The sequence below is a fragment of the Pseudomonas juntendi genome, assembly GCF_009932375.1.
Taxonomy (GTDB): Bacteria; Pseudomonadota; Gammaproteobacteria; order Pseudomonadales; family Pseudomonadaceae; genus Aquipseudomonas; species Aquipseudomonas juntendi.
Genome location: NZ_BLJG01000009.1, coordinates 1 through 21738 on the forward strand (window position 1 = coordinate 1; position 21738 = coordinate 21738).

Annotated in this window: 20 protein-coding genes; 5 read left to right on the forward strand and 15 right to left on the reverse strand. The window is 63.9% G+C overall.

The window, feature by feature from the left end; translation table 11 throughout:
• Positions 1–331: 331 nt before the first annotated feature.
• From GYA94_RS01515 to GYA94_RS01565, 11 genes are all read right to left on the reverse strand, one after another.
• Entirely contained in the window at positions 332–1624 is a 1293-nt protein-coding gene (locus tag GYA94_RS01515) for an adenylosuccinate synthase (RefSeq protein ID WP_009681301.1), read from the reverse strand.
• Between the two features lie 56 nt (positions 1625–1680).
• Complete coding sequence (locus tag GYA94_RS01520) at positions 1681–2868, reverse strand: ATP phosphoribosyltransferase regulatory subunit (RefSeq protein ID WP_009681302.1); 1188 nt, start codon at positions 2866–2868, stop codon at positions 1681–1683.
• Positions 2869–3169: 301 nt separating this feature from the next.
• Positions 3170–4039 (reverse strand): protease modulator HflC, encoded by an 870-nt coding sequence (gene hflC / locus GYA94_RS01525; protein WP_009681303.1) that lies wholly within the window; start codon positions 4037–4039, stop codon positions 3170–3172.
• Positions 4039–5220, reverse strand: coding sequence for an FtsH protease activity modulator HflK (gene hflK, locus GYA94_RS01530; RefSeq protein ID WP_161891679.1), 1182 nt, complete (start codon positions 5218–5220; stop codon positions 4039–4041). Before hflK ends, hflC begins: the two co-directional genes overlap by 1 nt.
• A 96-nt stretch (positions 5221–5316) precedes the next feature.
• On the reverse strand, positions 5317–6618 hold the full coding sequence (hflX, locus tag GYA94_RS01535) for a ribosome rescue GTPase HflX (protein ID WP_009681305.1): 1302 nt from the start codon (positions 6616–6618) through the stop codon (positions 5317–5319).
• A gap of 12 nt (positions 6619–6630) precedes the next feature.
• A complete protein-coding gene (hfq, locus tag GYA94_RS01540; protein ID WP_003258160.1) occupies positions 6631–6891 on the reverse strand; it encodes an RNA chaperone Hfq in 261 nt (86 codons plus the stop codon).
• Positions 6892–6985: 94 nt separating this feature from the next.
• Positions 6986–7957 (reverse strand): tRNA (adenosine(37)-N6)-dimethylallyltransferase MiaA, encoded by a 972-nt coding sequence (gene miaA / locus GYA94_RS01545; RefSeq protein ID WP_161891680.1) that lies wholly within the window; start codon positions 7955–7957, stop codon positions 6986–6988.
• Between the two features lies 1 nt (position 7958).
• Positions 7959–9857 carry a DNA mismatch repair endonuclease MutL gene (mutL, locus tag GYA94_RS01550; protein WP_054904836.1) on the reverse strand — a complete coding sequence of 633 codons (1899 nt, stop codon included), beginning with the start codon at positions 9855–9857 and terminating at the stop codon, positions 7959–7961.
• The gene (locus GYA94_RS01555) at positions 9854–11284 is read right to left on the reverse strand and encodes an N-acetylmuramoyl-L-alanine amidase (protein ID WP_009681308.1); all 1431 of its coding nucleotides are present in this window, start codon (positions 11282–11284) and stop codon (positions 9854–9856) included. Before GYA94_RS01555 ends, mutL begins: the two co-directional genes overlap by 4 nt.
• Before the next feature lie 11 nt (positions 11285–11295).
• Positions 11296–11769 carry a tRNA (adenosine(37)-N6)-threonylcarbamoyltransferase complex ATPase subunit type 1 TsaE gene (tsaE, locus tag GYA94_RS01560; RefSeq protein ID WP_009681309.1) on the reverse strand — a complete coding sequence of 158 codons (474 nt, stop codon included), beginning with the start codon at positions 11767–11769 and terminating at the stop codon, positions 11296–11298.
• The gene (locus GYA94_RS01565; protein WP_161891681.1) at positions 11757–12617 is read right to left on the reverse strand and encodes an NAD(P)H-hydrate dehydratase; all 861 of its coding nucleotides are present in this window, start codon (positions 12615–12617) and stop codon (positions 11757–11759) included. The genes tsaE and GYA94_RS01565 overlap by 13 nt, the downstream gene beginning before the upstream one ends.
• Positions 12618–12682: 65 nt before the next feature.
• Between GYA94_RS01565 and queG the strand changes: the two genes are divergently transcribed.
• Positions 12683–13747: a tRNA epoxyqueuosine(34) reductase QueG gene (gene queG, locus GYA94_RS01570; protein WP_054904838.1), complete on the forward strand. Its 1065-nt coding sequence runs from the start codon at positions 12683–12685 to the stop codon at positions 13745–13747.
• 123 nt (positions 13748–13870) lie between these two features.
• Here the strand turns inward: queG and GYA94_RS01575 are convergent, their stop codons facing one another.
• Together GYA94_RS01575 and orn are read right to left on the reverse strand one after the other, a co-directional pair.
• Positions 13871–14482, reverse strand: coding sequence for a trimeric intracellular cation channel family protein (locus GYA94_RS01575; protein ID WP_003249516.1), 612 nt, complete (start codon positions 14480–14482; stop codon positions 13871–13873).
• 91 nt (positions 14483–14573) lie between these two features.
• On the reverse strand, positions 14574–15116 hold the full coding sequence (gene orn / locus GYA94_RS01580) for an oligoribonuclease (protein ID WP_009681312.1): 543 nt from the start codon (positions 15114–15116) through the stop codon (positions 14574–14576).
• A gap of 152 nt (positions 15117–15268) precedes the next feature.
• On the opposite strand from orn, the gene rsgA reads away from it, so the two are divergent.
• Positions 15269–16300, forward strand: a complete 1032-nt coding sequence (gene rsgA / locus GYA94_RS01585) for a small ribosomal subunit biogenesis GTPase RsgA (protein WP_009681313.1) — start codon at positions 15269–15271, stop codon at positions 16298–16300.
• Positions 16301–16376: 76 nt separating this feature from the next.
• Here the strand turns inward: rsgA and motB are convergent, their stop codons facing one another.
• The gene (motB, locus tag GYA94_RS01590) at positions 16377–17399 is read right to left on the reverse strand and encodes a flagellar motor protein MotB (RefSeq protein WP_161891682.1); all 1023 of its coding nucleotides are present in this window, start codon (positions 17397–17399) and stop codon (positions 16377–16379) included.
• Between the two features lie 3 nt (positions 17400–17402).
• Entirely contained in the window at positions 17403–18254 is an 852-nt protein-coding gene (gene motA, locus GYA94_RS01595; RefSeq protein ID WP_009681315.1) for a flagellar motor stator protein MotA, read from the reverse strand.
• A 130-nt stretch (positions 18255–18384) separates the two neighbouring features.
• On the opposite strand from motA, the gene GYA94_RS01600 reads away from it, so the two are divergent.
• From GYA94_RS01600 to asd, 3 genes are read left to right on the forward strand one after another with little or no spacing between them, the layout of a single operon-like run.
• Entirely contained in the window at positions 18385–19920 is a 1536-nt protein-coding gene (locus GYA94_RS01600) for an HDOD domain-containing protein (protein WP_161891683.1), read from the forward strand.
• 44 nt (positions 19921–19964) lie between these two features.
• Entirely contained in the window at positions 19965–20774 is an 810-nt protein-coding gene (locus tag GYA94_RS01605; RefSeq protein ID WP_009681317.1) for a rhodanese-like domain-containing protein, read from the forward strand.
• Between the two features lie 9 nt (positions 20775–20783).
• A complete protein-coding gene (gene asd, locus GYA94_RS01610; RefSeq protein WP_029887865.1) occupies positions 20784–21647 on the forward strand; it encodes an archaetidylserine decarboxylase in 864 nt (287 codons plus the stop codon).
• Positions 21648–21738 lie beyond the last annotated feature (91 nt).

The window sequence follows — 21738 nt, forward strand, 5'->3', positions numbered from 1 at the left end:
CTGTCGGATCTACGCCACAGCGTTCCGTGCAAGTACTGGGCTTTGGCGATTGTTGCCGCCTAACCCCGCTGCGCCGCCTCATCCGCTTCCTGTTCGTCAGACCAGCATTTTGCCTCGGGCTTCCTTCAGATTCGCAGTCGCCCGCGACACCCTTGCCTCTGGCTAACACTTCCCCTTGCCGGGTGTGTAGAGGACTTTCACCTCCAAGTCACCCGCTCGGCTACCACAACCAAACGGGTTGCGCTAACGCGCAACGCGCCATGCCTGGCGCACAACAAAAAAGCCGCAGCCCCTTTCAGGGCCACGGCGTCAGATCAGCCTGGAGGGCAGATCAGGCGAACGGATGACGCAGGACGATGGTCTCGTTGCGGTCCGGGCCGGTCGAAATGATGTCGATCGGGGCGCCGACCAACTCTTCGATGCGCTTGATGTAGTTGCGCGCGGCCTGCGGCAGCTCTTCCAGGGTTTTCACGCCCAGGGTCGACTCGCTCCAGCCTGGCATCGCTTCGTACACCGGCTCCAGGCCGATGTAGCTGTCGGCATCGGAAGGTGCGTCGATCACGGCACCGTTCTCGTTCTTGTAGCCAACGCAGATGTTGATGGTTTCCAGGCCGTCGAGCACGTCCAGCTTGGTCAGGCAGATACCCGAGATGCTGTTGACGTCGATGGCGCGACGCAGGATCACGGCGTCGAACCAGCCGCAACGGCGAGCACGGCCGGTGGTGGAGCCGAATTCGTGGCCACGCTTGGCCAGGGTTGCGCCGGTTTCGTCGAACAGCTCGGTCGGGAACGGACCGGAACCCACGCGCGTGGTGTAGGCCTTGGTGATGCCCAGGATGTAGTCCAGGTACATCGGGCCCACGCCGGAACCGGTGGAGATACCACCAGCCGTGGTATTGGAGCTGGTGACGTACGGGTAGGTACCGTGGTCGATGTCCAGCAGCGAACCCTGGGCGCCCTCGAACATGATGTCCTTGCCGGCGCGGCGCAGGTTGTGCAGCTCGGCGGTGACGTCGAGCATCATCGGCTTGAGCTGTTCAGCGTAGGCCATGCACTCGTCCAGGGTCTGCTGGAAGTCGATGGCCGGCTCTTTGTAGTAGTTCACCAGCTGGAAGTTGTGGTAATCCAGCAGCTCACCCAGCTTGGCAGCGAAACGCTCGCGGTGGAACAGGTCACCCACGCGCAGGCCGCGGCGGGCGACCTTGTCTTCGTAGGCTGGGCCGATGCCGCGGCCAGTGGTGCCGATCTTGGCTTCGCCACGGGCTTTTTCACGGGCCTGGTCCAGGGCCACGTGGTACGACAGGATCAGCGGCGCTGCCGGGGAGATGCGCAGGCGCTCGCGCACCGGTACGCCCTTCTCTTCCAGCTTGGTGATTTCACGCATCAGCGCATCCGGGGCAACGACCACGCCGTTGCCGATCAGGCACTGTACGCCTTCACGCAGGATGCCGGAGGGAATCAGGTGCAGAACGGTTTTTTCACCGTTGATCACCAGGGTGTGGCCCGCATTGTGGCCACCCTGGTAGCGCACTACGGCGGCAGCATGTTCGGTCAGCAGATCGACGATCTTGCCTTTGCCCTCATCACCCCACTGGGTGCCCAGGACGACGACATTCTTACCCATTACATTGGTCCTCATTCACGCAAACTTGGTTGCCGGCCTGTTGCCGACGCAGAAACTCACTGGGCCAGCGGCAGAACCTGCCAGCGCCCGTCTTGCTGAATCAATTGCCGATCACAATCCGCCTCGAGAGCAGCACTCAACGGCTGGCCAGGCAGAGCCTGAACCACACGCTGGCCCTCGCTGCGCAACTGGCAGACTTGCTGCCAGAGGGCCGCGTCGCCACTGTCGGGCATCCAGATGCCGCCAGTTGGCAATACGACCTCCGCTCGCCCCAGTGTGACCAGGGTCTTCAAATCCGTGGAGAAACCTGTGGCTGGGCGTGCCCGGCCAAAATCGGCGCCGATGTCGTCATAACGCCCGCCCTGGGCAATGGACTGCCCCTCGCCCGGCACGAACACGGCGAACACCACACCGGTGTGGTAGTGGTAACCGCGCAGCTCACCGAGGTCGAAGTACAGCGGCAGTTCCGGGTAGCGCGACGCCAGCCGGTCCGCGATCGCCAGCAGGTCGTCCAGCGCGGCCAGCACGCTGGCCGGGGCGCGCCCCAGGCGCACGCGCGCTTCGTTCAGCACTTCACGGCCGCCGCACAGCTCGACCAGCGCACGCAACATGTTGCCCAGGTCCTTGGGCAGGTCGGCAGTCAAGGCTTGCACCTCATCGACCGACTTGCGTTGCAGCGCGTCGAACAACTGCTGCTCCACTGCCCCGGACAGGCCGGCCGCCCGGGCCAAGCCGCGGTAGATGCCGACGTGGCCAAGGTCCATGTGTACGTCCGGCACGTCAGCCAGTTGCAGCGTGGCAAGCATCAGGCTGATGACTTCGACGTCGCTGGTAGGGCTGGCATCGCCATACAACTCGGCACCCAGCTGGATCGGGCTGCGCGAGGTGGACAGTGCGCGCGGCTGGGCGTGCAGCACGCTACCGGCATAGCACAACCGGCTTGGGCCTTCACGGCGCAAGGTGTGCGCGTCGATACGGGCCACCTGCGGGGTGAAGTCGGCACGGAAGCCCATCAGGCGGCCGGACTGCGGGTCCACCACCTTGAAGGTGCGCTGGTCCAGGTCCTGGCCGGCGCCGGTCAGCAGCGACTCCAGGTACTCGATATGCGGGGTGACGACCAGTTCGTAGCCCCAACCCTGGAACAGGTCCAACACCTGGCGGCGCGCGATCTCGATACGCGCAGCCTCAGGTGGCAGTACTTCCTCGATGCCATCTGGCAGCAGCCAGCGGTCTACCGTTGCCATTACGCCATTTCCCCTCTGGTCCGGGCGGCTTGCCAGCAGGCGAGCCGTCAGTAAAGCCGGTATCGCGCACAGCAGCGGGCAGCACTGATCCCAGCGCAGCCACCGTACCCGATACCCTCGAATTGCCTTGCGAGCTGAGCAAACCGTCAACCGGCGCTGTGCCAATCAACCTTGCAGACGCAAAAAAGCCGGGAAATTTCCCGGCTGCCTCATGATACACCCCTTTTCATTCAGGATGCACCCCGCCTGGTGTTTTAGCTGCCAGGCGGAGCGCTGCCGCATGAAAATCAGGGCCTGAGCATTACGGCTTGCTCTTGTCCAGGAAGCGGAAGAACTCGTTCTTCGGATCCAGGACCAGCACGTCGCTCTTGCTCGAGAAGCTTTCGCGGTACGCCTGCAGGCTACGGTAGAACGCATAGAAGTCCGCGTCCTGGGTGTAGGCCTTGGCATAGATGGCGGCTGCCTGGGCGTCGCCGTCACCGCGGGTTTCTTCCGCTTCGCGGTACGCTTCGGCCAGCAGCACACGGCGCTGGCGGTCGGCGTCGGCACGAATACCTTCGGCCAGCTCGTTACCCTTGGCGCGGTGCTCGCGGGCTTCACGCTCACGCTCGGTACTCATGCGGTCGAACACGCTGCGGTTGACTTCCTTCGGCAGGTCGATGGCCTTGACGCGCACATCGATCACCTCGATGCCCAGCTCCTTGTTGGCCATGCGGTTCAGCGATGCGGTGATGTCAGCCATCAGCGCGTCGCGTTCACCGGAAACCACCTCGTGCAGGGTACGTTTACCGAACTGGTCACGCAGGCCGCTTTCCAGGCGACGCGAAAGCCGCTCGTCGGCGATCTGCTTCATGCCCGACGTGGCGGTATAGAAGCGCTCGGCGTCCTTGACGCGCCACTTGGCGTAGGCGTCGACCATCACCGCTTTCTTCTCCAGGGTCAGGAACCGCTGGGTCGGGGCGTCGAGGGTCATGAGGCGGGCGTCGAACTTGCGTACCTGGTTCACGTACGGGATCTTCACGTGCAGGCCTGGCTGAACATCAGCCTGGACCACCTTACCGAAGCGCAGCAGCACTGCACGCTCGGTCTGGGACACGATGTAGAAGCTGTTCCAGGCCACGATGGCCAGGACCACGGCGGCGATCAGGGCGATCAGCGATCTGTTGCTCATCAGCGGCTCTCCCTAGTGCGCAGCGGCTGCTGTTGCTGTTGCATGTCCTGCGCCGCACGCGCGGCCGCATCGTTGGCCGATGGCGATACGCTGGTGGTTGGCGCGGACGCGTTGCGGCTGCCTTCGACCATTTTGTCCAGCGGCAGGTAGAGCAGGTTGTTCTGCCCATCCTTGGTTGCCACCATGACCTTGCTCGAATTGCTGTAGACCTCTTGCATCGTCTCCAGGTACAGACGCTGGCGAGTCACTTCAGGTGCCTTGCGGTACTCACCGAGCAACTTGCTGAAGCGATCGGCCTCACCCTTGGCGCGGGCGATGACTTCGTCGCGGTAGCCGTTGGCATCTTCGATGATGCGCTGCGCCTGACCACGGGCTTCCGGCACCACGCCATTGGCATAGGACTCGGCCTGGTTGCGGGCGCGCTGCTCGTCTTCACGGGCACGGATCACGTCATCGAAGGCTTCCTGCACTTCACGCGGGGCTGCCGCGCTCTGTACGTTGACCTGGGTAACGGTGATACCCGTGCGGTAGTTGTCGAGGAAGCGCTGCAGGCGCTCGCGGATATCCACGGCCATCTGCTCACGGCCTTCGGTCAGTACCTGGTCCATCGAGGTGGAACCCACCACGTGGCGCAAGGCACTGTCGGTGGCGTGCTGCAAGCTCACCTCAGGCTGGTCGACGTTGAGCACGAAGTCCTGCAGGTTGCTGATCTTGTACTGCACGGTCAGCGGCACCTCGACGATGTTCTCGTCTTCGGTCAGCATCTGGCCCTGCTTGGTGTAGGCACGCTCACGCGTGACGTTCTCCATGTACTTGCGATCGATTGGCGGGAAGTAGATGTTCAGGCCAGGACCGACCGTTTCATAGTACTTGCCGAAGCGCAGCACCACGGCCTGCTCCTGCTCGTCGACCACATACACGGCGTTGTACAGCCAGATGGCAGCCAGCACCGCCAGGCCGATGCCCAGCAGACCGAAGCCACCGCCCTTGCCGATGTTGCGGTCACCGCCGCCACGTTTCTTCTTGCCGCCGAACATGCCATTGAGGCTGTCCTGCAGTTTGCGGAAGGCCTCGTCCAGATCCGGCGGACCTTTCTTGTCACCACCGTCGCCACCGCCACCACGGCGGCCGCCCCAGGGATCCTGATTGTTCGAGTTGCCACCCGGCTCGTTCCAAGCCATAGCGCTCTCCATCTGATAAAGCAAAGACGCGCCCACGGCGCGCCGTCCAATGCTACAGAATGCCTGTCACTGCTGCCCGGCGACCTCGACGGGCATTTATTGCAAAGTGTGTTGCTCGACAAACACTTGCGGCTCCATGCCTTCGCGGCTGACCAGGCGATTCAGTTCGACCATGGGCAGTCGCACGCTCAGCAGGCTGCGCCCTTCTTCATCATGCTCTTCACTCTGCACCGCACCCAAGGCAAAGAATTGCGCGCGCAAGCGGGCAAAACGCTGCTCCAGGCAAAGGGTACCGACAAACAGATCTTCCCCCAGCAACTCGGCAATCGCCTGGCCGACCAGCTCCAGGCCACGCCCATCGCGTGCCGATACCCAGACCCGTTCCGGCTTGCCATCGGCATTGCGCTGGATCTGCGGCTCGACATCTTCGAGCAGGTCGAGTTTGTTATACACCTCGAGGATCGGCAAGCCTTCGGCGCCAATCTCGCCCAAAACCGCCAGCACTTGCTCGATCTGTTCCATGCGCTCGGGCTCATGGGCATCGATCACATGCAGCAACAGGTCGGAGTTGCTCGACTCTTCGAGCGTAGCGCGAAATGCCTCGACCAGCTTGTGCGGCAAATGGCGAATGAAGCCCACGGTGTCGGCCAGCACGATCGGGCCAAGGTCGTTGAGCTCGAGCCGGCGCAAGGTCGGGTCGAGGGTAGCGAACAGCTGGTCCGCGGCGTACACCTCGGATTCGGTCAGGGCGTTGAACAGCGTGGACTTGCCGGCGTTGGTGTAACCCACCAGCGACACCGAAGGGATGTCTGCACGCTTGCGCCCGCGCCGTGCCTGCTCGCGCTGGCTACGGACCTTTTCCAGGCGCGACTTGATCTGGCGGATGCGCACGCGCAACAGGCGCCGGTCGGTTTCCAGCTGGGTTTCACCCGGGCCGCGCAGGCCGATACCCCCTTTCTGCCGCTCCAGGTGAGTCCAGCCACGCACCAACCGCGTGCTCATGTGCTCCAGCTGGGCCAGTTCGACCTGCAGCTTGCCTTCATGGGTACGCGCCCGTTGGGCGAAGATATCGAGGATCAGCCCGGTGCGGTCGAGCACACGACACTCGAACACGCGTTCAAGGTTGCGCTCCTGGCTGGGCGTGAGGGTGTGATTGAAAATCACCAGGTCTACCTGTTCGGCATGGACCAGGTCGTGCAGCTCTTCGACCTTGCCACTGCCAATCAGGTATTTGGCGGAAGGCTGATGCCTTGTCACCGTGACCAGCGAAATGATGTCGGCACCGGCCGACAATGCCAGTTCCTGAAACTCCTGCGGGTCTTCGCGCGCCTCAGGGTTCTGACCTTCCAAGTGAACGAGCAACGCCCGCTCACCACCACCGTGGCGCTCAAAGAACAATGCAGGCTCCTATCAGGCGTTGCCTGGCTCGCTGTCACCGTGCTCGGAATCGGACGGGCTTGGCAGGCGAACCGGACGGGCTGGCACCACGGTCGAAATGGCGTGCTTGTAGACCATCTGGCTCACGGTGTTCTTCAGCAGTACCACGAACTGGTCGAACGACTCGATCGAACCCTGCAGCTTGATGCCGTTGACCAGGTAAATGGAAACCGGGACCTTCTCTTTTCTCAAAGTGTTCAGGTAAGGGTCTTGTAGCGAATGCCCTTTTGACATATGCCGCACTCCTGTAAGGATAAATAATAGAAAATCAATGAAATCGATAAATTAGGCCGCCCCTTCGCAAGAATAGACGGCAATCAGCAGGGACTCAGCTCAATATGGAGATGGGCCCCAGGTATTTCAAGGTGCGGGACAGATTGTCGCAGGCCAGGCTGTCTAGCCAGTGTACGTCAGGCCAGCCACGCAACCAGGTGAACTGCCGTTTGGCCAGCTGCCGGGTCGCGATGATACCGCGTTCACGCATTTCACTCTCTGACAGCTTGCCGTCCAGGTAATCCCAGACTTGCCGATACCCCACTGCCCGTATAGACGGCAACCCGGCGTGCAAGTCACTTCTGGCTCGCAGTGATCGGACCTCGTCGATAAAGCCCTGTTCCAGCATCTGCGAAAATCGTAACGCAATTCGCTGATGCAAAATGTGACGATCTGTAGGAGCAATCGCCAAGCTGGCGACAGTATAGGGCAAATGCCCGCCAGCGCCTGCGTCTGCGCCGCGACTTTCAGCGAATTGACGTTGCCGGTGAACCGTCATGCTCTCACCGCTCACCCGGTAGACCTCCAGGGCGCGGATCAACCGCTGCGGGTCGTTGGGGTGAATGCGCGCCGCCGACACCGGGTCGACCTCGGCCAGTTGGCGGTGCAACTCGCCCAGCCCCAAGGCCGCCGCCTGGGCTTCAAGCTCGGCACGCACGCCCGCATCGGCCGCTGGCATGTCGGCAAGGCCGTCGACCAACGCTTTGTAATACAGCATGGTACCGCCGACCAGCAGCGGGATTTTGCCGCGCCCGCTGATCTCGGCCATGGCCTGCAGGGCGTCGGTGCGAAACTGCGCGGCCGAGTAACTTTCGGCTGGGTCGCGGATGTCGATCAAGCGATGCGGGTGGGCGGCAAGGACTGCTTTCGACGGTTTGGCCGAGCCGATGTCCATGCCGCGGTAGATCAGCGCCGAATCAACGCTGATCAGCTCGCACGGCAGCACTTTGGTCAGTTCGATGGCCAGGTCGGTCTTGCCGGCGGCCGTCGGACCCATGAGGAATATCGCTGGGGGCTTGCCGCTCATTTCATCGACCGCGCAGGAAAAGTTTGTCCAGGTCGTCCAGGCCCATCTGGGTCCAGGTGGGACGGCCGTGGTTGCACTGGCCGCTGCGCTCGGTGTTTTCCATATCGCGCAGCAGGGCGTTCATCTCGGGAATGGCCAGGCGCCGGTTGGCGCGTACCGCGCCGTGGCAGGCCATGGTGCCGAGCAGCTCGTTGAGGTGGGCCTGAATACGGTCGCTGGTGCCGTATTCCATCAAGTCGGCCAGCACATCCTGCACCAGGCGGTTGGCCTCGGCCTGCTTGAGCAAGGCCGGGATCTGGCGGATGGCCAGGGTTTCCGGGCCCAGGCGCTGCAGTTCGAAGCCCAGGCGCTGGAACCACTGCGCGTGCTCTTCGGCGCAGTCGGCTTCGCGCTGGCTCAGGGCCAGGGTTTCCGGCACCAGCAGCGGCTGGCCGCTGAGGCCCTCGCTGGCCATGGCTACCTTCAGGCGCTCGTACATGATGCGCTCGTGAGCGGCGTGCATGTCGACCAGCACCAGGCCGACAGCGTTCTCGGCCAGGATGTAGATACCCTTCAGCTGCGCCAGCGCGTAACCCAGCGGCGGAATGTCGCCCTGGCTTTCCGGCAGGGTGGCTGCCGGGGCGGCGCCATTGTCCAGCGGCTTGTAAAACTCGCGGTACACCGCCTGCGCCTCGGCCGCCGGCAGCGGTGGCGAGGGCCGCGGGGTGTACTGGTACTGGTAACCGGCACCACTGCCGCCATTGCTGGCGGTGTGTTGCGGCGCACGTGGCTGCTCGAGCACAGGCGAAGCCAGGCGCATTTCCCCCTGCGGGCCGAACTCACCGGCCTGCTGGCCAGTGGCGCGCATCGCTTCAGGCACCGCAGCCGGGGCGGCCAGCTGGTCTTCCGGGCGCACATCGGCCAGGGCCCGGTGCAAGGTACCGTACAGGAAATCGTGCACCGAACGCCCCTCGCGGAAGCGCACTTCATGCTTGGTCGGGTGCACGTTGACATCGACGCCGTTGGGTTCCAGTTCAAGGAACAGCACAAAGGTCGGGTGCCGGCCGTTGAATAGCACGTCACGGTAGGCCTGGCGCACGGCGTGGGCCACCAGCTTGTCGCGCACCGCACGGCCGTTGACGAAGAAGTACTGCAGGTCGGCCTGGCTGCGCGAGAAGGTCGGCAGCCCAACCCAGCCCCACAGGCGCAGGCCGTTGCGCTCGACGTCGATCGGCAGCGCCTGCTCCATGAAGCCCGGGCCGCAGATGGCACCCACCCGCCGCGCACGCGCCACTTCATCATGGGCCTCGTGCAGGCTGAGGATGCTCTTGCCGTTGTGGCGCAAGTGGAAGCCGACATCGAAACGCGCCAACGCCAGGCGCCGGATGACCTCCTGCAGGTGATCGAACTCGGTTTTCTCGGCCTTGAGGAACTTGCGCCGCGCCGGGGTATTGAAGAACAGGTCACGCACTTCGACCGAAGTACCCACCGGGTGGGCCGCCGGCTGCACCCGCGGGAGCATGTCGCGGCCTTCGGTTTCAACCTGCCAGGCTTCTGTGGCACTGGCGGTACGCGAGGTCAGGGTCAGGCGCGCCACCGAGCTGATCGAGGCCAGGGCTTCGCCACGGAACCCCAGGCTCAATACGCCTTCAAGGTCTTCCAGCTCACGGATTTTGCTGGTGGCGTGACGGGCCAGCGCCAGCGGCAGGTCGTCGGCAGAAATACCGCTGCCATCATCCCGCACCTTCAGCAGCTTGACGCCGCCCTGCTCCACTTCCACATCGATGCGCCGGGCACCGGAGTCCAGGCTGTTTTCCAGCAGTTCCTTGGCTACCGAGGCCGGCCGCTCGACCACCTCGCCAGCGGCGATCTGGTTGGCCAGCCGCGGGCTGAGCAGCTGGATGCGCGAACCACCACTCATTGCGAAGCCAATGTGGTGGCAGGGATATCCAGACGCTGGCCGACCTTCAGCTCATCGGACTTCAGGCTGTTGGTGTTGCGCAAGCTGGCCACACTGACCTGGTAGCGCACCGCCAGCATTGCCAGGGTTTCGCCTGGGCGCACCGTGTGCTCACGTGGGCCGGCGGCAATCTTGCCGGTGTCGCGCAGCCAGGCGATATAGGTGCCAGGCGGCGGGTTCTGCTGGAAGAACTGGCGCACCCCGGTATGAATCGAACGCGCAAGCGCTTGCTGATGGCTGCGACTGGCCAGCTTGGCCGCCTCGCTGGCGTTGGAGATGAACCCGGTCTCGACCAGGATCGACGGAATGTCGGGCGACTTCAGCACCATGAAGCCAGCCTGCTCCACACGCTGCTTGTGCAGCGAGGTGATGCGGCCCATGTTGCCCAGCACTTTCTGCCCGACATTCAGGCTGGAGCTGAGCGTGGCCGTCATCGACAGGTCGAGCAGCACACCCGCGAGCATGCGGTCCTTGTCGTCGAGGCTGACGTTGCCGGCGCCCCCGATCAGGTCGGAACGGTTTTCCGTGTCTGCCAGCCAGCGTGCGGTTTCGGAAGTAGCGCCACGGTCGGACAGGGCAAACACCGATGCGCCGAACGCAGCCTTGGACGGCGCGGCGTCGGCGTGGATCGAAACGAACAGGTCGGCGCCCTTCTTGCGGGCGATTTCGGTGCGTTTGCGCAGCGGAATGAAGTAGTCACCGGTGCGGGTCAGCTCGGCGCGGAAGCCCTTTTCCGTGTTGATCTGGCGCTGCAGCTCCTGGGCAATCTGCAGCACGATGTCTTTTTCATGCTGGCCGCGCGAGCCGGAAGCACCCGGGTCCTCGCCGCCATGACCGGCGTCGATGGCAATGACGATGTCGCGCTTGCCGCTAGGTACCGGCGGCAGCTTGATGGCTGGCTGGGTCGGGGTGACCGGGACCGCTGGCGTGGTGGCAGGCGTTTGCACCGGGGTCGGTGGTGGGGTTGGCGCCGTGGCCGCGATGGCATCGGCTTCCTGGTCGTACAAGTCGACCACCAGGCGGTTGCCGTACTGGGCATTGGGCGCCAGGGTAAAGCTCTTGGGGGTGACCGACTTCTTCAGGTCAACGACCACACGCAGGTCGGTCGGCGTGCGCTGGGCCGAACGCACGCTGCTGATCGGCGTGTTGGAAGTCGCCACTTTCAATGGCGCCGCCAAGGTCGCGCCATTGATGTCGATAACCAGGCGATCAGGTGCGCTCAAGGTGAAGACGCTGTGCTGCACGGGGCCAGACAGGTCGAAGACCAGCCGCGTGTTGTCTGGCGCGCGCCACAGGCGCACGCTCTTGACTTGAGTGACGGCCAGAGCGTCAACGGTCACCGTTGTCAGCAGCAGCCCAACGATGGCGACCAGTGCGCGTATGCGCATACCTACCCCACTTACTGTTTATAGTGTTTGGCCAGTGCCACGCACCAGGCCTCGCCGCGAGCCCCCTGCGGCGACAGGTTCAGCGAGCGTCCGCCCGCTTGGGGGCTTATGGTAATGGTCAGGTCGGGCTTTGGCAAAACGCCCGCACCCTTTTGTGGCCACTCGAACAGGCACAACGGGTCGCCCTCGAAATAGTCACGAATCCCCATGAACTCCAGCTCCTCCGGATCGACCAGCCGATACAGGTCGAAGTGAAAAGCTCGGACAGCGCCGATCTCGTAGGGTTCGACCACGGTGAACGTCGGGCTTTTCACTGCACCAGTATGGCCCAGGCCACGGATCAGGCCACGCGAGAGTGTGGTTTTACCCGCCCCCAGGTCGCCTTCCAGGAAAATGACACCGCGACCACCGGTCACTTCGGCCATTTTTGCACCAAAGTCGACTGTAGCCGCTTCATCGGCCAGAAACAGATTTAAGCCACACACGCAGAATGCTCCTCCAACAACGCTCGAATGACCGGCGCCAGATCGCTGGCCGCCAGGCCCCTGCCTTCAACCCCCAGACGCTCACCGGCACAGGCGTGAAGCCAGGTACCCAGGCAGCCGGCACTCCAGGCGTCCAGCCCCTGGGCCAGCAACGCCGCCAGCACCCCGGTCAGCACATCGCCCAAGCCCGCGCCGGCCATCGCCGGGTGCCCGCGCTCGCACAGCATCAACTGGCCGGACGGGTGCGCCACCAGGGTACCTGCCCCTTTGAGCAGGCACACACTGTTGTAGCGCCGCGCCAGCTTGCGCGCAGCGCCCGGCCGGTCGGCCTGTACCGCTTCGGTGGAAATGCCCAGCAGCCGCGCCGCTTCCCCGGGGTGAGGCGTGAGGATGCTACCGCTGGGCAGGGCCAATGGGGTGCCTGCCAGCAAATTCAGGGCGTCGGCGTCCCATACCTGCGGGCGCTCGGCGTTCGCCACTGCCGACAACAGGCTCCGGCCCCAGGCAGCCTGCCCAAGGCCGGGGCCCACCACCAGTACCGTGGCGCGCTCCAGCACGCCGACCAACTGGTTGGCCGACTGTACCCCCAGGCACATCACCTCAGGCAGGCGGGCCAGGCTCGCGGGTACATGTTCGGGCCGGGTCGCCACGCTGACCAGGCCGGCGCCGCAGCGCAAGGCGGCTTCGGCGCTGAGCAGCACAGCGCCACCGGTGCCCAGGTCGCCGCCCACTACCAGCACATGGCCGAAGTCGCCTTTGTGCGCATGCGGGTGCCGTGCCGGCAGGTGTGCGACAGTCACGCTGCTGAGCAGTTGTAGGGTGTTGCCAGGGTGTTTGGTCTGCGGCATGGGGTCAAAGGCTCCAATGTCTGGCAGAATTATACGCACCTGAGCCCGTATTGCCTTGCCCATCCATGCCTGCCTCTACACCTGACCTCGCCCAACTGGCCCAATCGATCAAGATATGGGGCCAGGAACTCGGTTTTGCCCACGTCGGCATCGCCGGGGTCGACCTTGGCGAACACGAACAGCACCTGCAACGCTGGCTAGACGCCGGTTACCAGGGCGAAATGGAGTACCTGGGTGCCCATGGCAGCAAACGGGCGCACCCCGACCAACTGATCCCCGGCACGGTACGCGTGGTCTCGCTGCGCATGGACTACCTGCCCGGCGATACGCAGATGGCGCAACGCCTGGCGCAACCGGAAAAAGCCTACGTATCACGCTACGCCCTGGGCCGTGACTACCACAAACTGGTGCGCAAGCGCGTGCAATTCCTGGCAGACCGTATCCAGCAAGCCATCGGCCCGTTCGGCTACCGCGCCTTCGTCGACAGTGCCCCAGTGCTGGAGAAGGCCCTGGCCGAGCAGGCCGGGCTGGGCTGGATCGGCAAGAACACCCTGCTGCTCAACCGCAAGGCCGGCAGTTACTTCTTCCTGGCCGAACTGTTCGTTGACCTGCCGTTGCCGGTGGACGAAGCCACCACCAGTGAACATTGCGGGCGTTGCCAGGCGTGCCTGGACATCTGCCCGACCCAGGCGTTCGTCGGGCCCTATGTACTGGACGCGCGGCGTTGCATCTCGTACCTGACCATCGAGCTGAGAGGGCCGATTCCTGTCGAACTGCGCTCGATGATGGGTAACCGTGTATTCGGTTGCGACGACTGCCAGATCGTCTGCCCGTGGAACCGCTTCGCCAAGCACAGCCAGGAGCAGGATTTCCAGCCGCGGCATGGGTTGGAGAATGCCGAGCTGGCCCAGATGTTCCTGTGGGATGAGCGTACTTTCCTGCGCAAGACCGAGGGCGGGCCGCTACGCCGGGCAGGCTATGAGCGGTTCTTGCGCAACCTGGCGGTGGGCTTGGGCAATGCGCCGCCGACGATACCGGTGATCGAGGCGCTGAAGGCGCGGCGCGAGGATGCCTCGGAGCTGGTGCGCGAGCATGTCGAGTGGGCGCTGGCCCGGCACGGCATTCAATAGCTACACGGCCCACTGTGGGAGCGGGCGCGCCCGCGAATTTGGCCACTCGGTGGATGCACCGGCTGCGCCGGTGTTCGCGGGCATGCCCGCTCCTACAGGGACCGCGCCGGGCCTGGGGCAGGTTTACTGCTGGTCGTTGTAGTGGAACTTGGGCATTTCCCAATGGAAACGAATCGCCAGCAAGCGCACCAGGAACCCACCAAAGAGGGTCAGCAGCATCGCCTGCTCCGCCGGCACCTTGAAATACACGCAGCCGAGGTAGAACCACGCCGCGGCGAACGACACGCTGGCGTACAGCTCGCGGCGGAACACCAGCGGGATGTCGTTGCAGAAGATATCGCGCAAGATCCCACCGAACACCCCCGTGATCACCCCGCTGATCGAAGCCACCAGCATGCCCTGCCCCATTTCCAGCGCCGTCATGCAGCCAATCAGGGTAAACGCCACCAGCCCCAGTGCGTCTAGCACCAGGAACAGCGAGCGCAGGCGGCGCATCATTGGCGCGATGAAAATGGTCAACAGGGCAGCAAAGCTGGTCAACACCAGGTACTCAGGGTGTTTCACCCAGGTCAGCGGGTAGTGCCCGAGCAACACATCGCGCACCGACCCGCCACCCAGGGCGGTAACACAGGCGATCAGCACCACGCCGAACCAGTCCATGCCGCGACGCCCGGCAGACAACGCACCGGTCATGGCTTCGGCAGTGATGGCAATGAGGTAGAGCATCAGCAACATGGTGCGGGTCCGTGCGGGAAAGGCGCGCAGTCTAACCAGTTGCCCAAGGCACCAAAAGGGGGCGCAGCCAGAATATCTGCGCCGTAACGGTTCACACCTTGATGAAATGCTCGCGGTAGTGGCGCAACTCGGCAATCGATTCGCGAATGTCGTCCAGCGCCAGGTGCGTATTGCCCTTCTTGAAGCTGTCACGCACGTCCGGCGCCCAGCGCGCTGCCAGTTCTTTCAGCGTCGAGACATCCAGGTTGCGGTAGTGGAAGTAGTTTTCCAGGTTGCGCATGTGCCGGTAGAGGAAGCGACGGTCCTGGCAGATGCTGTTGCCGCAGATCGGCGATTTGCCTTTGGGCACCCACTGTTCGAGGAATGCAATGGTCTGGGCCTCGGCCTCGGCCATGCCGACCTTGCTGTCGCGCACACGTTGGGTCAGGCCAGACGCGCCATGGGTGCGGGTGTTCCACTCGTCCATGCGGGCCAGTACTTCATCGCTGTGGTGGATGGCGATCACCGGGCCTTCGGCCAGGGTGTTCAGCTCGCTGTCGGTGACAATGGTGGCCATTTCGATGATGACGTCGCTGTCCGGATCGAGGCCGGTCATTTCCAGGTCGATCCAGATCAGGTTCTGTGGGTTTTGCATGCAGAAGCTCCTCATATAGCCCGTCATATTAGCCTAGTGGCCCAACCACGCCCATTCACCGCCACAAGGTAAGGGCAATGGTGCACCGCCTGGCGTGCTAAACTGCCTGCCGTTTTCAATGCCCTGACCCGGGCCCTTCTCACGGAATGTTCATGGCCAAACGCCAGCTCAATCGCCGCCAGAACTGGCGCATCGAAAAAATCCAGGGCGAGCGTGCTGCTCGCGCGGCCAAACGCGAGCAGCATGTGCTGCAGGAACTGGAAGGTGGCGACCTGGGGCCGGAACAACTGGGCCTGGTGATTGCCCACTTTGGCGTGCAGGTCGAGGTGGAGGCCCAGGACGGCGACGTTGCAGGCCAGGTGTTCCGCTGCCACTTGCGCGCCAACCTGCCAGCACTGGTCACTGGCGACCGCGTGGTATGGCGTGCAGGCAACCAGGGCATAGGCGTGATCGTGGCGCAGATGCCACGCAGCACCGAACTGTGCCGGCCAAACAACCATGGCCAGTTGAAACCGGTCGCAGCCAACGTCGACCTCATCGTGATCGTGTTTGCCCCGGCCCCGGAACCGCACCCGAACCTGATCGACCGTTACCTGGTCGCTGCCGAGCATGCAGGCCTGCGCCCGCTGCTGCTGCTGAACAAGGCCGACCTGATCAACGCCGAGAACGGCCCCGGCCTGCAGGCGCTGCTGGAGGTTTACCGCGAGCTGGGCTACCCGCTGCTGGAGGTATCTGCCCACCACGGTGATGGCATGCAACGCCTGCAGCAGCAACTTGACGGGCACATCAGCGTGTTCGTCGGCCAGTCGGGTGTGGGCAAGTCTTCGCTGGTCAACAGCCTGCTGCCAGAGGCCGGCACCCGCGTCGGCGACCTGTCGGAATGGTCGGGCCAGGGCACCCACACCACCACCACCGCGCGGCTGTACCATTTCCCCAATGGCGGCGACCTTATCGACTCGCCGGGCATCCGCGAATTCGGCCTTGGCCACGTCAGCCGCAGCGATGTGGAGGATGGCTTCATCGAGTTCCGCGACCTGTTCGGCACCTGCCGCTTCCGCGATTGCAAACATGACCGCGAGCCAGGCTGCGCGTTGCTCAAGGCGCTGGACGATGGCCGGATCTCGCAGCAACGCATGAACAGCTACCGCTCGATCATCGCCAGCCTGACGGAAGACAGCTACTGACCGGGCTGTAAGCCTTCCTCCGCGCTGAGGCCCACCTGCACGGCCCTGCAAAACGCCGTGCAAGGTTCCGCGGGGCCTACTGCTCCTTGCTCTCGTCCACCTTCAGCGTGCCATCCTCGAAGATGTTCAGCTTCTGGCGCAGTTCACGTGGTTGCATCGGCGCCTGATCGGCCCCGGCACCGGGCGCCGCGCCACTGGCCGGCGGGGCCGCAGGCGGGGCTGCCGGCGCTTGCGGTGCACCCTGTTCGCCCTGCTCACCCTCGATGTTGCGCTGGGCCTTCTTGGTCAGCACGATGATGTCGATGCGGCGGTTTACCGGGTTGAACGGGTTCTTGCGGTCGAACAGCGATGACGATGCATACCCCACCACCCGAGCCACCTGGCCGTCCGGGTACCCACCTGCCACCAATGCCCGGCGTGCGGCATTGGCGCGGTTGGCCGACAGCTCCCAGTTGCCGAACTCGCCAGTGCCGGCATACGGTTTGGCGTCGGTGTGGCCGCTGATGCTGATCTTGTTGGGCACTGCCTTGATGGTATCGGCCATGGCCAACAGAATGTCTTCGAAATATGGCTGCAGGCGCGCACTGCCGATATCGAACATCGGACGGTTCTCGGCGTCCATGATCTGGATACGCAGGCCATCCTGGGTGATCTCGAACAGGATCTGGTCCTTGAACTTCTGCAGTTGCGGGTTCTCTTCGACCTTGTTCTGCAGCTCCTGCAACAGCAATTCAAGGCGCTCGCGCTCGACCTGCTCGGCCATGGTCTCCACCTGGTCCTTGTCCAGCTGGGTGGGCGACGGCTGCGTCGGCTCGGTTTTCAATTCCGGGTTGATGGTTTTGTCCGGCGCCATTTCGGGGGAACCACCCAGGTCGATGACGTAGGGCGTACCACTTTCGGAGAACCCGATCGGGTCCTGGAAGTAACCGGCAATGGCGATCTTCTGTTCAGGCGTGGCCGTGGACAACAGCCACAGCACCAGGAAGAACGCCATCATCGCCGTGGCGAAGTCGGCAAAGGCGATTTTCCAGGCGCCACCGTGGTGGCCGCCGCCAAAGCGCTTGACGCGCTTGACGATGATGGGCTGATTGTTCTCCATGAATCAGCGACCGCGAACCGCTTGTTCCAGCTCGGCGAAGCTTGGGCGGTGCTTGGGGTACAGCACCTTGCGCCCGAACTCGACCGCCAGCGACGGTGGCATGCCCGAAGCCGAGGCCACCAGCGATGCCTTGATCGACTCGTACAGGTTCAGCTCTTCCTTGGCGTCGTGCTCCAGGCACTTGGCCAGCGGGCCGAAGAAGCCGTAGGCCGCGAGAATACCGAAGAACGTACCGACCAGCGCCGCCCCCACGTGCATGCCGATGGCCGCCTGGTCCCCATCGCCCAGCGAGGCCATGGTCACCACGATACCCAGCACCGCCGCTACGATACCGAAGCCGGGCATGCCATCGGCGATGCCGGTCACCGCATGGGACGGGTGCTCAAGCTCTTCCTTCATGCTCAGCAGCTCCATGTCGAACAGGCCCTCGAGCTCGTGCGGGGCCATGTTGCCGGTAGACATGATGCGCAGGTAGTCGCAGACGAACGCGGTCATGCGCTCATCGGCCAGTACCGTGGGGTACTTGGCGAAAATCGGGCTGGCGGCGGCGTCTTCGATGTCGGCCTCGATGGCCATCATGCCTTCGCGACGGCTCTTGTTGAGGATTTCGTACACAAGCCCCAGCACTTCAAGGTAGAACGCATGGCTGAAGCGCGAACCGAACATCTTCATCGACTTCTTGATGACGTGCATGGTCATGTAGCCAGGATTGGCCTGCAGGAATGCACCAAAGGCCGCACCGCCGATGATCAGTACTTCGAACGGCTGGATCAGCGCCGCGATCTTGCCGTGGGAAAGCACGTAGCCGCCGAGCACGCTCGCGAATACGACGATGATGCCGATAATTTTAGCCATAGGTTCAAAGCACTTGCTGTCGTGGTCAGGGGAAGAGACGAGAGCTGTAAAACTCTTCTTCTACTTATCGGCAGAACTGCGCCAGACTATAGCCACACAATGCGAAAAGCCAGTTCGGACTGATGTCAAAATGCCAATTGAAACCAAGGTGCCCGCTCAGGCTCCGCGAACGCTAGAGGCCTGGGTCAAGCTGCTCGAGAGTGTTCGCATCCCGGTGCCGAAGCACAGCTACGACCGGGTCATGGCGGCCATCCACGATAGCCGCCGCTCGCTGCGCGACATCGCCGAACTGATGCAAGATAGCCCGGCGCTGGTGTTGTCGGTGATGCGTGAGGCCAACCACGCCACCAACGCCAGCATGGCCGAACCGGCCGAAAGCCTTGAAGTGGCCCTCAACCGGCTCGGCCTGGAGCGCAGCGAGCTGTTGCTCAAGCGCCTGCCGGCAGTGCCTGTTGAAGAAATCCCGCCGGTTCTTTGCCAGTTCCAGATGATCAGCCAGCACGCAGCGCAGCAGGCCAGCGGCCTGTTCGCCAGCCGCCTGGCGCGGCTGTGGCAGGAAATCCATTGGGGTAGCCTGCTGTTCCTGTCGCCCCTCTGGCCGCTGGCACTCGCCCACCCGAAGCTGCTCGACACCTGGGAGCTGCGGGTGATCCACAAGGGTGAAGAGGCCGCCCATGTCGAGGAAGAACTGTTTGGCGTGCGCATAATGGCGCTGTGCCAGACCATGGCCGAATACTGGCGCCTGCCGCAATGGGTGACCCAGGGTTACCGCTTGCTGCTGGAAGAACGCGAGCAACTGGCCCAGGTGCTGAGCATCGCCCGCGACGAAGACCTGCTCAGCCAGCAACACCGCCTGGACGCAGAGCCTGGCCTGCGGCGCTGGTTCAACCAGCCGGCCAATACCGTATTGCTGGCCAACAACCTGGCCCTGGCGGCGCAGGTCGGCTGGGATAACCCGCACTTGTTACGCTGGCAGCTGCTGACCGCCCTGTACCTGCAGACTTCGCTGGAAGACGTGCAGCAGCAAGTTCACCAGCAGGCGGCCGCCAGCGCCCGTCGCCATGCCCGGCATGCACTGTTCCACCCGGCCGAGGCGCTGATATGGCCGTGGCACCAGCGCCGCCCGCACCCAGACATGCTGGCGGTGCCACCGCCCAGCAGTGAAGAGCTGGCGCGCTGGCGCACACTGTGCCAGCACCTGCTGGCGCAACCCAGCGCGTTCACCAATACCGTGCACCTGGCCACCCAGGCACAAGAGGCCCTGCTGGCCTGCGGCATGCAACGCATCATGCTGCTGAGCCTGGACAAGAGCACCGACACCCTGCGCGTGCAACAGACCGCCGGCTTGCCCAAGGAGGCCGCGGGCCTGGCCCTGCCAGTGGCGCAGAACAAACTGCTGCAAAAACTGATGAGCCAGGCCGGGCAACTGCGCATCACCCCGCAGAACCACAGCCAGTTCGCCGCGCTGCTGCCAGCCCCGCTGCGCGCCCTGTTCCGCAGTGAGCACGTGCTGCTGCGCTCGCTGGCGGTGAACGATCAGGTGCTCATGCTGCTGGTGGCCGACCAGGCTTGCAGGCCCATGGCCGACATCAGCGTGCAAGCCTTCGGCAAAACCGTGCAATGCATCGAGCGGGCACTGTCGCTGTTCGCCAACCGCAAAGCCTGAGCCTTGCGCTACAATCGCTCCTCTTTCCACTCTGGAGACCGTGGATGACCGACTTTTCCGGCCTGCCCTTGGTGATCGAAGCTGCAGACCTGCTGCCGCGCCTGGATTCACCGCAGTTGATCCTGGTCGACCTGAGCAGCGCCAACCGCTATGTCAGCGGGCATATCCCCGGCGCCCGCTTTGTCGAGGGCAAGCGTACCCAGCTCGGCCAGCCACCCGCCCCTGGTCTGCTGCCGCCCCTGGGCGAACTGGAAAAACTGTTCAGCGAACTCGGCCACCGTGATGATGCCGTCTACGTGGTGTATGACGATGAAGGCGGTGGTTGGGCGGGGCGCTTCATCTGGCTGCTCGACGTGATCGGCCATACGCGCTACCACTACCTCAATGGCGGTATCCAGGCCTGGCCAGCCGACAAGCTGTCCACCGAAGTGCCTGCACCCAGTACCGCCCCGGTGCACCTGCACCTCGACACTGCACCTACAGCCACCCGCGAGTACCTGCAAAGCCGCCTGGGCGCCGATGACCTGGTGATCTGGGACGCCCGCGCCCCACAGGAATTCAACGGCGAAAAAGTGTTGTCGGCCAAGGGCGGTCACATCCCTGGTGCGGTCAACTTCGAGTGGACCGCCGGCATGGACCTCAACGACCACCTGCGCATCCGCAAGGATATCGCCGAAGTGCTGCAAAGCCTGGGCATCACCCCCGACAAGGAGGTGGTTACCCATTGCCAGTCCCACCGCCGCTCCGGTTTCACCTATTTGGTGGCCAAGGCCCTCGGCTACCCACGCGTCAAGGCTTATGCCGGCTCGTGGAGCGAATGGGGCAACCACCCGGACACGCCTGTAGAAGTTTAAGGAACCTGCATGAAATCCCGTCTGTTCATCATCAGCCAGTACCTGCTGCCGCACCACCTGCTGTCGCGGTTGGCCGGCTGCGTCGCCGAGTGCCGCGTGCGCTGGTTCAAGAACGCCTTCACCGCCTGGTTCGCCAAGCGCTACCAGGTCGACATGAGCCAGGCGCTGGTCGAAGACCTGAGCGCCTACGAGCACTTCAACGCATTCTTCACCCGCGCCCTGAAGCCGGGCGCCCGCCCGCTGGATGAAACCCCGGGCGCCATCCTGTGCCCCGCCGACGGCGCCGTGAGCCAGCTTGGCCCGATCGAGCATGGCCGCATCTTCCAGGCCAAAGGCCATGGTTTCAGCGCGCAGGAGCTGCTGGGCGGTGACCCGGCGCTGGCCGCCCCGTTCATGGGCGGTGAGTTCGCCACCATCTACTTGTCGCCCAAGGACTACCACCGCGTGCACATGCCGCTGGCCGGCACCCTGCGCGAGATGGTCTACGTGCCGGGCCGGCTGTTCTCGGTGAACCAGACCACTGCCGAAAACGTGCCCGAGCTGTTCGCCCGCAACGAGCGGGTGGTCTGCCTGTTCGACACCGAACGCGGGCCGATGGCCGTGGTGCTGGTGGGTGCAATGATCGTTGCTTCGATCGAGACCGTGTGGGCCGGCCTGGTGACGCCGCCCAAGCGCGAGCTGAAGACCTTCCGATACGACGACGCCAGCCGTGCGCCGATCCACCTGGAGAAAGGTGCCGAGCTGGGGCGCTTCAAGCTGGGTTCAACGGCCATCGTGTTGTTCGGGCCGCAGCAGGTGAAGTGGGCCGAAAGCCTGGGTGCCGGCTCTGCCGTGCGCATGGGGCAGCAGCTGGCGGCACCTGTGCAGGCTTGATGGCCTGATAAAACCTGGGCCGCTTTGCGGCCCTTCGCGGGCATGCCCGCTCCCTCAGAGTGAGGTCGCGTTCAAACCTGTGGGAGCGGGC